The following is a 13,271-nucleotide window of genomic DNA, read 5'->3' on the forward strand; positions in this document are numbered from 1 at the left end:
CCCGGTGACCACCGCCGCCGGACCGCCGCCCACGGGCGGCCCGACCACCGACGCGGCGGCCTACGCCGACACCTTCGCCGCCGAGACGCCCGCCCTGGTCGCCGCCCGGCACCGGGCCACCGCCGCGGTCGGGGCCCTGGGCACGGTCGCCCCGGTCGAGCCCGCGGTCGGCGCCACGCTGGCCGTGCTGGCCGCCGGGGTCGGCGCCCGCTCGGTGGTGACCATCGGCGGCGGGGGCGGGGTCGCCGGGCTGTGGCTGCTGCAGGGCATGCGGCCCGACGGCGTGCTGACCGCGCTGGACGCCGACCCCACCGAGCTGCGCGCGGCCCGCCGCACCTTCACCGACGCCGGGCTGCCCAGCGGTCGCACCCGGCTGATCTTCGGGACGCTGGGCGAGGTGCTCCCCCGGCTGTCCACCGGCGCCTACGACCTGGTCTGCTGCGCCGGCCCGCCGGCCGAGTACAGCAAGCAGCTGCCCGCGCTCCTCGGCCTGGTCCGCACCGGTGGGTCGCTGGTGCTGCACGGCATCAGCGCGTCCTCGGTCGCCGACCGCTCCCAGCGCGACCCGCAGACCGTCGCCTGGCGCGAGCTGGTCCGCGCGGTGAAGGACGACGAGGACCTCGTCCGCGCGGTGATCCCGGTCGGCGCCGGCCTGCTCGTCGCCACCAAGCGCGGCTAGCGCCCCGCCGCCCAGGCCCGCAGCTGCTCGGCCTGCTCCTCCAGCCGCTGCCTGCTGCCGGGGAACGGGATCGCCTCGGTGGCCACCAGCGGCAGCCCGGACCCGTCCGGGAGCAGCAGCTGGATGCGGCGCAGCGAGCCGGGGCCGCCGGCGCGGTCGGTCATCACCCGGTCGACGTCGGAGCGCTGCAGGACCGTCGTGCGGAACCAGTTGCGGACCACCAGCCGCCCCTGGTCGTCGGTGCGGGCCCGGCTGAGCGCCCGCGCGGTGTTCGCCGTGGTGATCCCCACGACCGCCGCGACGAAGACGTAGGGGAAGAACCCGCTGTCCTCGCCGAAGGACAGCACGGACACCACCATGCCGACCGCGACCACGTAGGAGGCGGCCAGCAGCACCAGCGAGAGGGTGGGTTGGCGCAGGTCGACCACGGTCACGGCGGCATGGTGGCACGGCGGCGGTCAGCTGAAGGGGTACCGCGCCACCGCTGCCCAGGGGCCGTTCTCGTACCGCCACAGGCCCAGGCCCTCCGCGGCCACCGGGTAGGGCTCGAAGTCCGCGGCCAGGTCGTCGTGCAGGGCCTGCGCCGCGGCCGGGGCGACCTTGTTCTGCACGGTCACGTGCGGGTGGCGCCACTGCGCGTCCTGCCGGGTCAGCCACGGCGCCCACCGGCGGGCCAGCGCCGTCCGCAGGTCGGTGACGTCGTCCGAGCGCAGGTCGTAGGCGACCCCGCGGCCCAGCAGCCGGACCCCGGCGACCTCCACCTCGATGCCGGGCCGGTCGGCGGCGGCCGCCAGGTCGGCCCGGACGGCGTCCTCGTGCTCGCCGGGCACCGCGTGGAACAGGGTCACGTGCGCGCCGACGACCAGCCGGTCGGCCGGGAAGTGCCGCGACCGCAGCTGGTCGAAGCGGGCCCGGGCCCGCTCCTCCAGCAGCAGCGTGACGACGAGCGGGGCGGTCAATCGACGATGGCGCGGGCGCCCTTGCCCAGGACGGTCACCCCACCGGGGCTCACGTGGTAGCGGGCCCGGTCGGCGTCGTGGTCGACCCCGATCCGCGCGAACGGGGGGACGACGACGTTCTTGTCCAGGATCGCCCGGCGGACGACGGCGCCCTCGCCGATGTGCACCCCGTCCATGAGCACGCTGTCCTCGACGTAGCTGGCGCCGTCGACCCGCACCCCCGGGCTGACCACCGAGCCGCGCACGGTGCCCCCGGCGACGATGACCCCGGCGCTGACCATGGAGTCCTCGGCCCGGCCGCCCAGCACGAACTTCGCCGGCGGCAGCTGCGGGGGCAGGGTGTAGATGGGCCACCGGTCGTTGTAGAGGTTGAAGATCGGCGACACCGAGCGCAGGTCCATGTGCGCGTCGAAGTAGCTGTCCATGGTCCCGACGTCGCGCCAGTAGCCGTGGTCGCGCTCGGTCGCGCCGGGCACCTTGTTGGTGGAGAAGTCGTAGACCCAGGCCTCGCCCTTGTCGGCGAGCATCGGCATGATCGAGCCGCCCATGTCGTGCACCGACGAGTCGTCCTCGGCGTCGGCGCGCAGGGCCTCCAGCAGCGCCTCGGTGGTGAACACGTAGTTGCCCATCGAGGCGAAGCTCTCCTCGGGCGAGTCCGGCAGGCCCGGCGGGTCGGCGGGCTTCTCCAGGAAGCTCTTCACCTTGCCCTCGGCGGTGGCGTCGATGACGCCGAACTGGTCGGCGTCGCTGCGCGGCACCCGGAGCCCGGCGACGGTCACCCCGGCACCGGTCTGCAGGTGCTGGTCGATCATCTGCGCCGGGTCCATCCGGTAGACGTGGTCGGCGCCGAAGACGACGACGATCTCCGGGCGGGCGTCGTGGATGAGGTTCAGCGACTGGAAGATCGCGTCGGCGCTGCCGGTGAACCACCGCGGGCCGAGGCGCTGCTGCGCGGGCACCGGGGTGATGAAGTTGCCCAGCAGGCTGCTCATCCGCCACGTGGTGGTGATGTGCCGGTCCAGCGAGTGGCTCTTGTACTGGGTGAGCACCGCGATCTGCCGGATCTCGGCGTTGACCAGGTTGCTCAGCACGAAGTCGACGAGCCGGTAGTTGCCGCCGAAGGGCACCGCGGGCTTCGCCCGGTCCTGGGTCAACGGGGACAGGCGCTTGCCCTCGCCACCAGCAAGGACGATGCCGAGGACCCGCGGGCTGCCACGCATGTGGTGAACCTAACGGCTCGCGTGCCCCGGTGTGCACCGGACCTCCGCGGCACGTGACCCTTCGGGGCCACCGGTCCACCACCGGGGGTGCCGGCATCGGTCAGAATGGGTCGGTGAAGCTCACCCGCGCCGTCCCCCGCAGCGTGGCGATCGAGACCGCCCGGCGGGCGGCCGACGTCGCGCTGGAGCGCTGCCTGGCCGACCTGCGCACCGCCGTCGGCCGCGAGGTGGGGGTGCACGACAGCCTGGTGGTGTTCCGGCTGCAGCGCAGCATGGACGCCCTCGGCCTGGCCGGGGTCGACGTCGTCGTGCACGGCCGGACGACGTCGCTGACCCCGGTGGGTGCCGACCTGGCCGCCTGGACCGAGCTGTACGGCGACCTGCTGGAGTGCATCGGCCGCTGGACGCTCACCCCCTGCCCCGAGGGCCTCGTCGTGGGCCTGCACCGCGACCGGGCCGACATCGTCGGCTACCCCGGCGAGCACTGCGACCACTGGGACGGCGGCCCCGACCTCGCGGTCGAGCACCCCGCGCCCGACCCGCTCAGCACCCTGGACGAGGCACCCTTCCCCGACTGCTGCGCCGGCCACCGGGTGCACGCCGCGCTCGAGGCCCTCGGCGCCCCGGCGCCCAGCGTCCGCGGCGACTTCGACTGCGACGACCCGCAGGACTGACCCGCCCACCCACTAGGTTCTGCGCCATGCGCGTGGGAGTCGTCACCCGGGAGTGGCCGCCGGACGTCTACGGGGGTGCCGGCGTCCACGTCGAGCACCTGGTCGCCGCGATGCGCGGGCTGGAGCGGGGGCCCGACATCGACGTGCACTGCTTCGGAGGGCCGCGCACCGACGCCACCGCGCACGCCGTCCCGGCCGGGCTGGCCGACGCCAACGGCGCGCTGCAGGCCGTCGGGGTGGACGTCGAGATCGCCGCGGCGCTCGGCTCGGCCGACGTCGTGCACTCCCACACCTGGTACGCCAACCACGCCGGCCAGCTCGCCTCGCTGGTGCACGGCATCCCGCACGTGGTCACCGCGCACTCCCTCGAGCCGCGCCGGCCGTGGAAGGCCGACCAGCTGGGCGGGGGCTACCGGCTGTCCAGCTGGGTCGAGCGCACCGCTTACCTGGCCGCCGACGCGGTGATCGCGGTCAGCCACGGCATGCGCACCGACGTGCTGGACGCCTACCCCGAGCTCGACCCGGACAAGGTCCTCGTGGTCGGCAACGGGGTGGACGCCGAGGCCTACCGCCCGGTGCACGACGACGACGTGGTCCGCGGGCTCGGCGTCGACCCGGCCCGGCCCTACGCGCTGTTCGTCGGCCGGATCACCCGGCAGAAGGGCCTGGTGCACCTGCTGGCCGCCGCCGAGCAGCTGCCGCCCGAGGCCGGCCTCGTGCTGTGCGCCGGAGCCGCGGACACCCCCGCCGAGCGGCAGCAGGTCGCCGACGCCGTGGTGGAGCTGCAGCGCCGCCGCACCGGGGTCGTGTGGATCGAGGAGATGCTGCCGCGCGAGAAGCTGGTCCCGCTGATCACCGGCGCGACGGTGTTCGTCGTCCCCTCGGTGTACGAGCCGCTGGGCATCGTGAACCTGGAGGCCGCGGCCTGCGGCACCGCCGTGGTTGCCTCGGCCGTGGGCGGCATCCCCGAGGTGGTCGCCGACGGCCGCACCGGGCTGCTGGTGCCCTACGACGAGCAGGACCCGGCCGGCTTCGCCGCCGGGCTGGCCGCGCGGATGTCCGAGCTGCTGGCCGACCCCGACCGGGCCGCCGGGATGGGTGCGGCTGGCCGCGACCGGGTGCTCGCGGAGTTCGGCTGGCCGGCGATCGCCGAGCAGACCGTGGCCGTCTACGACCGGGTGCTCGCCGCGCGCGGGTAACGTTCGCCTGCCGGCCGCGAGGCCGGTGACGGAGCGGGAGCGAAGCCGGTGCGAGTCCGGCGCTGTCCCGCAACTGTGAGGGGCCCCGGGCCCCGAGCCAGGTCGCCTGCCGCCCCGTCCTGCCACCGACCCCCGCGGAGCGGGTCGCGCAGTCGGGCTCCCCCGTCGGCGACCGCTCCGCCCGCCGCAGGAGCTCCCGTGCCCCGTCGCCCGATCCTCGCCGTCCTCCTGGGGACCGTGCTCGCCCTCGCCGGCTGCTCCGGCGGCGGTGACCCCGCACCGTCCGCGGCCCCGTCCTCCTCGGCCGCGGACGCCGCGTTCCCGGTCACCGTCCGCGGCGACACCGGCGAGCTGACCCTCGACGCCGCACCCGAGCGGATCGTGTCGATGTCGGCGTCGGCCACCGAGACGCTGTTCGCCCTCGACGCCGGGGACCAGGTGGTCGCGGTCGACAGCACCTCGACCTACCCGGAGCAGGCGCCGGTCACCGACCTGTCGGCCTTCACCCCGAACGCCGAGGCGATCGCCGGCTACGAGCCCGACCTCGTGGTGATCAGCGACGACATCGACGGTCTGGCCGCGAACCTGGACACCCTCGGCATCCCGGTGCTGCAGCTGGGCGCCGCGGAGTCCCTGGACGACGCCTACGCCCAGATGACGACGCTGGGCGACGCCACCGGCCACCGCGCGGAGGCCGACGCCCTCGTGCAGTCGACGAAGGACCGCATCGACGCCGCGGTGGCCGCGGCGGGCGGCGCCGGCGAGGGCCTGTCGGTCTACCACGAGCTCGACCCCAGCGGGTACAGCGCGACCAGCGCCACCTTCGTGGGCGGCATCTACTCCCTGTTCGGCCTGACCAACATCGCCGACGCCGCCGGTCAGGACACCGGCTACCCCCAGCTGTCGGCGGAGTACGTCGTCGACGCCGCGCCCGACGTCGTCGTGCTGGCCGACACCGTCTGCTGCGCCCAGGACGCCGCCGCCCTCGCCGCGCGACCGGCCTTCGACACGCTGCCCGCCGTGCAGAGCGGCCGGGTCCTCGCCGCCGACGACGACGTCGCCTCCCGGTGGGGCCCGCGCATCGCCGACCTCGCCGAGCAGGTGTCGCAGACCCTGCAGGGCTGAGGTGCGCGCCCGCCCGACGGCGCACCTGGTCGGCGCCGGCGGCGTGCTGGTCGCCGCCGTCCTGGTCGGGGTCGGCGTCGGGGCGCTGCCGCTGGCACCGGGACCGGTGCTGGCCACCCTCGCCGACCGGGCGGTGCGCCCCCTCGGAGGTTCCGTGAACGGCGGCCTGGGGCCGGTGCAGGCCGCAGCGCTGCTGCAGCTGCGGCTGCCGCGGGTGGTGCTCGCCGTGCTGGTCGGCGGTGCGCTGGCGATCGCGGGCGCGGCCTACCAGGGCGTGTTCCGCAACCCGCTGGCCGACCCGTACCTGCTCGGCGCCGCCGCCGGCGCGGGGCTCGGCGCGACGCTGGTCATCGCCTACGCACCCGGCTCGGGCGCCGTACCGGTCGCGGCGTTCGTCGGCGCGCTGGTCGGGGTGGGCGCCTCCTTCGCCCTGGGCACGGCGGCCGGCGGGTCCTCCAGCGCCACGCTGCTGCTGGCCGGGGTCGCGGTGGCGTCGTTCCTCGCCGCGGGTCAGACGCTGGTGCAGCAGCGCAACGCCGAGGACCTGCAGCAGGTGTACGGCTGGCTGCTGGGCCAGCTCGGCCGGGCGTCCTGGTCGGAGGTGCTGCTGGTGCTGCCCTACCTGGGCGCCGCGGTCGCCGTCCTGCTGGTGAGCGGGCGCGCGCTGGACGTGCTCGCGGTCGGGGACGACGAGGCTCGTTCCCTCGGCGTGCACCCCGGCCGGCTGCGGCTGCTGGTGGTGGTCGCGGCGTCGCTGGCGACCGCGTCGGCGGTCGCGGTCAGCGGGCTGATCGGGTTCGTCGGGCTGGTCGTGCCGCACGTGGCCCGCAAGCTCGTCGGCGGCGCGCACGCGGTGCTGCTGCCGATGTCGCTGCTGGCCGGTGGCGCGTTCCTGGTGCTCGCTGACCTGCTCGCCCGCACCGTGCTGGCACCGGCCGAGCTGCCGCTGGGCGTGGTCACCGCGTTCGTCGGCGCGCCGTTCTTCGCGGCGCTGCTGTGGAGCCGGCGCCGGTGAGCGCGGGGCTGGAGGTCACCGGTCTCGGGGTGCGGCTCGGCCGGGCCCAGGTGCTCACCAACGTCGGGCTCGCGGCCGCGCCGGGGTCGTGGACGGCGGTCATCGGGCCGAACGGGGCCGGCAAGTCGACGCTGCTGCGGGCGGTGCTCGGCGTCGTGGCGCACACCGGCGCGGTCCGGTGGGACGACGACGCCCTGGACACCGCGCCCCGCCGCGAGCGGGCCCGCCGGATCGCCTACGCCCCCCAGCTCCCGGTGCTGCCCGAGGGCGTGACCACCCGCGACTACGTGGCGCTGGGCCGCACCCCGCACCGGCCGCTGCTGGCCGCCCCGCGGGCCGCCGACCGCGCGGTGGTCGAGGAGACGATGGCCCGACTCGAGCTCGGTGCGCTGGCCGACCGGGTGCTGACGACGCTGTCCGGCGGCGAGCAGCAGCGGGCGGTGCTGGCCCGGGCGTTGGCCCAGCAGCCGCAGGTGCTGCTGCTCGACGAGCCCACCGCGGCGCTCGACCTCGGCCACGCCCAGCAGGTGCTGGACCTGGTCGACCGGCTGCGCCGCACCGACGGGCTCACCGTGCTCAGCACGCTGCACGACCTGTCCCTGGCCGGGCAGTACGCCGACCGGCTGGTGCTGCTCGCCGCCGGCCGGGTGGTCGCCGACGGCACCCCCGCCCAGGTGCTCACCCCGGACGCGCTGCGCACCCACTACGGCGCCCGCGCCACCGTCGTCCCCGGCCCCGACGGCCCCGCCGTCCTCCCCGTCCGGGACTGACCGGTCGCCGGCCGGTGTTGGGCCGGTCGTGGACATCGGGCTCTCGCTGCTGGACCGGACGCGCACCCGGGTCGGGGAGACCGACGCGGACGCCGTCGCGCACACCGTCGAGCGGGCGCGGCGGGCCGAGGCGCTGGGCTACGACCGGTTCTGGGTCGCCGAGCACCACGGCGTCCCCGGGGTGGCCGGCTCGGCACCCGCGGTGCTGCTCGCCGTCCTCACCGGGCAGACCTCCCGCATCCGGCTGGGCTCGGCCGGCGTGATGCTGCCGCACCACCAGCCGCTGGTGGTCGCCGAGCAGTTCGCCACCCTGGCCGCCGTGGCGCCCGGGCGCATCGACCTCGGGGTCGGCCGCTCCCCCGGCTTCACTGCGCCGGTCCGCCGCGCGCTGCGCCAGGGCGCGGGGGACTTCGCCGCCGACCTCGCCGAGCTGCGCGCCCACCTCGAGGGCACCGCCGAGATCACCGCCCATCCGCGGCCGGCCGCCGCCGTCCCGCTGTTCGTGCTGGCCACCGGGCACGGGCTGGACGTCGCCGCGGAGCTCGGGTTGCCCGTCGTTGTCGGCGGGCCGCTGCTGCGCGACCCCGAGCAGCCGCTGGACCGCTACCGGCAGGCCTTCCGTCCCTCCGCCCAGCAGGACCGGCCCTGGGTCGGCATCAGCCTGGACGTGCTGGTCGCCGACACCGACGCCGCCGCCCGCGACCTGCTCCTGCCCGAGGCGTGGGCGATGGCGCAGGCCCGCACCACCGGCACGTTCCCGGCGCTGCAGCCGCCCCGGCCGATGACCGCCGTGCAGCAGCGCTACGCCGACCAGACGGTGGCCGGCGCGGTGGCCGGCACGCCCGCCCGGGTGACCGAGCAGCTGGCGGAGCTGGTCGAGCGCACCGGCGCGGCCGAGCTGGTGGCGTCGTCGTCCACCCTGGACCGGGGTGCGCTGGCGGACTCCGACGCGGCGCTGGCCGAGCTGGTCAGCCCCGCAGCCGTGCCCGCCCGCGGCTGAGCCCGGTGCCGTCGGCGGCCCGCACCACGGGGACGTCGCCGACCCGCTCGACCACCGGCTCGGTCGCGGCGGGGTCGCGGAGCAGGATCTCGGCGACCCGGTCGGGGTGGGCGCGGGCGAACTCCTCGTACAGCGCCGGGTCGTGCTCGCCGGTGTCGCCGACCAGCGTCCAGTCGACCCCGGGCAGGTCCTCCGCCAGCCGCAGCAGCGAGCTGCGCTTGTGCGCCTGCCCGTCGCGGAACCACCGGTCGCGCTGCAGGCCCCAGTCGGTGAGCAGCAGCGCCCCCGGCGGGAAACCGTTGCGCTCGAGGAACCGGGCCAGCGGCCCGATCAGGTTCCACGGCCCGTTGGACAGGTAGAGCACCGGCACGTGCTCGGCGCCGGCGGTGACCTCGCGCAGCAGGTCGGCCATGCCGGGCACCGCCCGCCGGTTGCGGCTGCGCTGCACGAAGGTCCGGTAGGCCGCGCGCAGCGGGTGCGCGATCTCGGTGATCAGCACCGTGTCGTCGATGTCGCAGACCACGCCGCGGTGCGCGTCGGTGGAGGCCAGGTACGCCGGTGCGGTCGCCGAGCGGTCACCGGTGGCCATCGCGACGTCGACCTCGGGCCGGCCGTCGAGCGGGCGGTCCACCTCCACGACGGCGTCCAGCAGCCCGTCGTCGTCGCTGGTCAGACGGCGGCGGGTGCCGGCCACGTCGACGTCCACCGCGGTGCCGGGCGCCTCCAGGGTCAGGAACCGCTGCCAGCCGGGGATCCGCAGCCGGGACTCCGGGTGCGTGCCGGCCGGGGCGAGCAGCACGCGGCCCAGCACCCGCACCCGCCCGCCGCTGCCGTAGCCGGGGTACGGGATGGCGACCGGCGTCCAGCCGAACGCCCGGGCCACCCGCGACACCAGGTCCCGCAGGCCGGTCTCGGCCCGGTGCAGCACGCCCACGAGGCTCACCGGCAGAACCCCGCGACCGCGTCGGCGAACGCCTCGGGCGCGGAGAACACCAGCCCGTGCGGGCCGGGCACGACCTGCAGCCGGCCCTGCGGCAGCACCCCGGCCAGGTCCTCGCACCACCGCTGCCGGGCGACCGGGTCGCGGTCCCCCCGCAGCACCAGGGCCGGGACGTCGACGGCGCTCATCGCCTGCTCCTCGGGTCGGCGCAGCGCGTGCCGCAGCACCGCCAGCATGGTCAGCGGGCCGGCGCGCAGGTAGTCGCGGACGGCGACCAGCAGCAGGCCCGGCTTCTCCCGGGGCGCGTCCTGCACCAGCCGCCAGGCCTGGCCCGGCCAGCTCGGGGCGCTGGGGTCGCGGGTCGGCCCGACCAGCACCAGGTGCGCCACCCCGCCCCGGCGCCGGACCGCGGCCGCCGCGACCTGCGCGCCCAGCGAGTGCCCGACCAGGTCGACCTCGCCCAGGCCGACCGCCTCCATCCAGCGGCACAGCGCGTCGGCCAGCCCGGGGACGCCGAGCACCCGACCGCCGCCGCGGGTGCGGCCGTAGCCCGGGAGGTCGGGCGCCAGCGTCCGCCCGCCCGCGCCGAGCAGGCCCAGCGCCGGGACCATCGACCGGCCGGACATCCCCAGCCCGTGCACCAGCACCAGCGGCCGGCCGCCGGTGCCGGACTCGCGGTGGTGCACCCGCACGGTGCGCCCGGTGCTCAGCCGGACGGGGGTCCACACGTCGTCCGGCACCTGCGCACCGTACGTCCACCTACCGTGGGCGGCATGGCTCGCGTGGTGGTGATCGGTGCCGGGCTGGGCGGGCTGGCGACCGCGGCACGGCTGGCCGCGGGCGGGCACCGGGTGACCGTGCTGGAGCAGGGCCCCGAGGTGGGCGGCAAGCTCGGCTGGGTGTCCCGCGACGGGCACGCCTTCGACACCGGCCCGTCCCTGGTCACGCTGCCGCAGGTCCTCCGGGACCTGTTCGACGCCACCGGCGGGCCGCTGGACGACGTCCTGGACCTGGAGCGGCTGGACCCCGCGGTGGCCTACCGGTTCGCCGACGGCACCCGGCTGACCGTGCCGGGCACGCTCGAGGGCGTGCGGGAGACGCTCGGCCCGGAGTGGTCGGCGTTCCTGGACCGGGCCGCGGAGATCTGGCGGGTGACCGAGCAGCCCTTCCTGCGCTCGCCGCTGCGGGGCGCCCGGACGCTGGCCCGGCTGGCCCGCTCGTCGGCCGACGTCCGCACCGTCGCGCCGTGGGCGTCGCTGCGGAAGCTGGGCGCGCAGTACCTCACCGACCCGCACCTGCGCACGCTGCTGGACCGCTACGCCACCTACTCCGGGTCCGACCCGCGGCAGGCGCCGGCCGCGCTGGCCACGGTGCCGTGGGTGGAGCAGGCCTACGGCTCCTGGTACGTCCGCGGCGGGCTGCACCGGCTGCCGCTGGCCGTCGCCGACCGCGCCCGCGAGCGCGGCGCCGACGTCCGGACGTCCTCCCCCGTCGCGGAGGTGCTCGTCGAGGGCGGCCGGACGACGGGGGTCCGGCTGGCCGAGGGCGGCGTCGTGCCCGCCGACGTCGTGGTCTGCAACGCCGACGCGGCGGCGCTGTACGGCTCCCTGCTGCCGCGCGAGGCCCCCGTCCGCCGCGCCCGGACCTCCCTGGCGGCGGCGACGCCGTCCTCGTCGGGGTTCGTGCTGCTCCTGGCGCTGTCGGGCCGGACGCCGGACCTGGCGCACCACACGGTGCTCTTCCCCGACGACTACGACGCCGAGTTCGACGGCATGTTCACCGACCCGCGCCCGCTGCCCGACCCCACCGTCTACGTCAGCGCCCCCGACGACCCCGCCACCCGGCCCGACGCCGACAGCGAGTCCTGGTTCGTGCTGGTCAACGCACCCCGGCACGGCCCCGTCGACTGGGACGCCCCCGGCCTGGCCGACGCCTACGCCGACGACGTGCTGGCGGTGCTGGCGCGGCGCGGCCTGGACGTGCGCGACCGGGTGCGCTGGCGGGAGGTCCGGACGCCGGCCGACCTGGAGCGCGCCACCGGCAGCGTCGGCGGGTCGATCTACGGGACGTCGTCCAACGGCGCCACCGCGGCCTTCCTCCGTCCGGCCAACGCCTCGCCGGTGCGCGGGCTGTACCTGGTGGGCGGGTCCTCCCACCCCGGCGGCGGGCTGCCGCTGGTCACCCTCTCCGCCGAGATCGTCGCCGGCCTCGTCGGCCCAGCCTGATCAGCCGCGGGCGGCACCCAGCCCGAGGACGGCGGCCAGGCCCAGCGCGCTGCGCGGGGAGTACGCGGTGCGCCACAGCCCGCCGTGCGCCGCCGCGTGCGCCTCGTCCTGCCACGGCTCCTCGTGCGCGGGCCCGCCGCCGGTGTGCAGGTCGTGCACCAGCAGCGCGGCCATCAGCACGTTGGACGTCGCCGGCTCGAAGACCTCCACCCCGAATCGGTGCGCCCCCGCGTAGGCGGCGGCCAGCGCCCGGTTCTTGACCACCGAGCGGGTGCGGGTGGGCGGCGCGACGTTCATGGACACCGTCGCGCCGGCCGCCCGCGCGGTGGTCGCCCGCCACCGCTGCAGCCGCTTGGCCAGCGCGTAGTTCGGGCCCTGCTGCGGCACCAGGCTGTCGGCGATGCCCGGCCCGTGGGCGTCGCGGGGGTGCGCCCGCTGCAGCAGCCGGCCGGCCGAGACGGTGCGCAGCGGGCGGCCGAGCAGCTTCGCCGTCCGCCCGCGCGAGGCGTAGGCGGCCTGCGAGGCAGCGACGGCCTCCTCGGGGACGACGAACACGTCGGTGGGCGTGGCGAGGAAGGCCAGCGCCAGGTCGGGGCGCTGCCCGGCCAACCGCAGCGTCAGCGCGTCGACCGCGGCGGACACCCGCACGTTGGTCGCGCCGTCGGCGTAGACGTAGTTGCCGAGCACCGGGACGCCGTCCAGCCCGCCCAGCCAGTCGGCGACCGCGGGGACCTCGCCGATCAGGTCCGCGCCGCGCGCACCGTCGCGGGTGGGCAGCAGCAGCGTGCCCGCGCCGCGGTGGGCGGTGTCCAGGACCCGGTCCCACAGCGGCGGCCGGGGCAGGTCGACCGCGGCCACCCGGGCACCCCAGCGCAGCAGCGCGGTCAGCGGCCCCATCTCCGCCCCGGCCCCGAGCACGGCGACGGTGCGGCCGGGCAGGGCCAGCCACTCGGGGTGCTCGGCGACGGTGCGGACGGCGGCCGCGCAGCTGGGCTCGACGACGCCACGGGCGACCCACGCGTCGAGCTGGTCGGCGAGCTCCGCGCCCCGCAGCCGGCGGCCGTGCAGGGGCAGGGACAGCTCGTGCTCGGGCTCGGCGGTCCCGGTGACGGTCTCGGTCCGCAGCGCCGTGGGGGCCACGGCGCTGCGCAGGGTGGCCAGCTCCACCTCGTCGCCGTCGACGGCGACGCGCAGCTGCCGGTGCACCGACTCGAGCCCTGCGGCGGCGATCGCCAGCGCGGCGTCGCGGGACCCCAGGGCCGCCTCTGTGGTGCGGCGGACGTGCGGCAGGTAGCCGGCCCGCCAGTTCGTCTCGCGCTCGGCGGCCGCGGCGCCGGTGGGGTCGACCGGGCGCAGGGCGTCGGCGACCACGCGGCGGCCGGTGCCCGACGTGCTGCGCCGCCCGTCCGGGCCGGTCGGGAAGACGACGCCGTGCTGCTGCTCGCTCACCGGGCGAGCATGCCGT

Annotated in this window: 14 protein-coding genes and 1 riboswitch; of the genes, 8 read left to right on the plus strand and 6 right to left on the minus strand. The window is 76.9% G+C overall.

Features of this window, described 5'->3' with window-relative positions:
* Positions 1-4 precede the first annotated feature (4 nt).
* Positions 5-679, plus strand: coding sequence for an O-methyltransferase (locus BLT39_RS00115; RefSeq protein WP_091056714.1), 675 nt, complete (start codon positions 5-7; stop codon positions 677-679).
* Here the strand turns inward: BLT39_RS00115 and BLT39_RS00120 are convergent.
* The 3 genes from BLT39_RS00120 to glgC are packed head-to-tail and all read right to left on the minus strand — an operon-like array spanning position 676 to position 2,858.
* Entirely contained in the window at positions 676-1,113 is a 438-nt protein-coding gene (locus BLT39_RS00120; protein ID WP_091056717.1) for a hypothetical protein, read from the minus strand. The two genes, BLT39_RS00115 and BLT39_RS00120, sit on opposite strands and share 4 nt — an antisense overlap.
* Before the next feature lie 24 nt (positions 1,114-1,137).
* Positions 1,138-1,638, minus strand: coding sequence for a 2'-5' RNA ligase family protein (locus BLT39_RS00125; RefSeq protein ID WP_091056720.1), 501 nt, complete (start codon positions 1,636-1,638; stop codon positions 1,138-1,140).
* The gene (gene glgC, locus BLT39_RS00130; RefSeq protein WP_091056723.1) at positions 1,635-2,858 is read right to left on the minus strand and encodes a glucose-1-phosphate adenylyltransferase; all 1,224 of its coding nucleotides are present in this window, start codon (positions 2,856-2,858) and stop codon (positions 1,635-1,637) included. The genes BLT39_RS00125 and glgC overlap by 4 nt, the downstream gene beginning before the upstream one ends.
* A gap of 113 nt (positions 2,859-2,971) precedes the next feature.
* Here glgC and BLT39_RS00135 point away from each other — a divergent pair, with 113 nt between their 5' ends.
* From BLT39_RS00135 to BLT39_RS00160, 6 genes are all read left to right on the plus strand, one after another.
* Positions 2,972-3,532: a hypothetical protein gene (locus tag BLT39_RS00135; protein WP_091056726.1), complete on the plus strand. Its 561-nt coding sequence runs from the start codon at positions 2,972-2,974 to the stop codon at positions 3,530-3,532.
* 26 nt (positions 3,533-3,558) lie between these two features.
* The gene (gene glgA, locus BLT39_RS00140; protein WP_091056730.1) at positions 3,559-4,731 is read left to right on the plus strand and encodes a glycogen synthase; all 1,173 of its coding nucleotides are present in this window, start codon (positions 3,559-3,561) and stop codon (positions 4,729-4,731) included.
* 44 nt (positions 4,732-4,775) lie between these two features.
* Positions 4,776-4,833, plus strand: a riboswitch (cobalamin riboswitch).
* Positions 4,834-4,929: 96 nt separating this feature from the next.
* Complete coding sequence (locus BLT39_RS00145; RefSeq protein ID WP_091056734.1) at positions 4,930-5,856, plus strand: ABC transporter substrate-binding protein; 927 nt, start codon at positions 4,930-4,932, stop codon at positions 5,854-5,856.
* A gap of 1 nt (position 5,857) precedes the next feature.
* Entirely contained in the window at positions 5,858-6,871 is a 1,014-nt protein-coding gene (locus tag BLT39_RS00150; RefSeq protein ID WP_091056738.1) for a FecCD family ABC transporter permease, read from the plus strand.
* On the plus strand, positions 6,868-7,641 hold the full coding sequence (locus tag BLT39_RS00155; protein WP_242658045.1) for an ABC transporter ATP-binding protein: 774 nt from the start codon (positions 6,868-6,870) through the stop codon (positions 7,639-7,641). Before BLT39_RS00150 ends, BLT39_RS00155 begins: the two co-directional genes overlap by 4 nt.
* A gap of 28 nt (positions 7,642-7,669) precedes the next feature.
* Positions 7,670-8,641, plus strand: a complete 972-nt coding sequence (locus tag BLT39_RS00160) for an MsnO8 family LLM class oxidoreductase (protein ID WP_242658046.1) — start codon at positions 7,670-7,672, stop codon at positions 8,639-8,641.
* Here BLT39_RS00160 and BLT39_RS00165 read toward each other — a convergent pair.
* Positions 8,610-9,584, minus strand: coding sequence for an App1 family protein (locus BLT39_RS00165; protein WP_242658047.1), 975 nt, complete (start codon positions 9,582-9,584; stop codon positions 8,610-8,612). The genes BLT39_RS00160 and BLT39_RS00165 overlap by 32 nt on opposite strands.
* The gene (locus tag BLT39_RS00170) at positions 9,581-10,321 is read right to left on the minus strand and encodes an alpha/beta fold hydrolase (protein WP_091056745.1); all 741 of its coding nucleotides are present in this window, start codon (positions 10,319-10,321) and stop codon (positions 9,581-9,583) included. The genes BLT39_RS00165 and BLT39_RS00170 overlap by 4 nt, the downstream gene beginning before the upstream one ends.
* 33 nt (positions 10,322-10,354) lie before the next feature.
* Between BLT39_RS00170 and BLT39_RS00175 the strand changes: the two genes are divergently transcribed.
* Entirely contained in the window at positions 10,355-11,806 is a 1,452-nt protein-coding gene (locus BLT39_RS00175; RefSeq protein WP_091059037.1) for a phytoene desaturase family protein, read from the plus strand.
* Here BLT39_RS00175 and BLT39_RS00180 read toward each other — a convergent pair whose 3' ends face one another.
* Positions 11,807-13,255 (minus strand): hypothetical protein, encoded by a 1,449-nt coding sequence (locus BLT39_RS00180; RefSeq protein ID WP_091056748.1) that lies wholly within the window; start codon positions 13,253-13,255, stop codon positions 11,807-11,809.
* Between the last annotated feature and the right edge of the window lie 16 nt (positions 13,256-13,271).

This window comes from Klenkia brasiliensis (assembly GCF_900100695.1).
Lineage (GTDB): Bacteria > Actinomycetota > Actinomycetes > Mycobacteriales > Geodermatophilaceae > Klenkia > Klenkia brasiliensis.

Coding starts and splice junctions, on each gene's coding strand:
- BLT39_RS00175 (WP_091059037.1), top strand. CDS start 10,355: ATGGCTCGCGTGGTGGTGATCGGTGCCGGGCTGGGCGGGCTGGCGACC.
- glgC (WP_091056723.1), bottom strand. CDS start 2,858: ATGCGTGGCAGCCCGCGGGTCCTCGGCATCGTCCTTGCTGGTGGCGAG.
- glgA (WP_091056730.1), top strand. CDS start 3,559: ATGCGCGTGGGAGTCGTCACCCGGGAGTGGCCGCCGGACGTCTACGGG.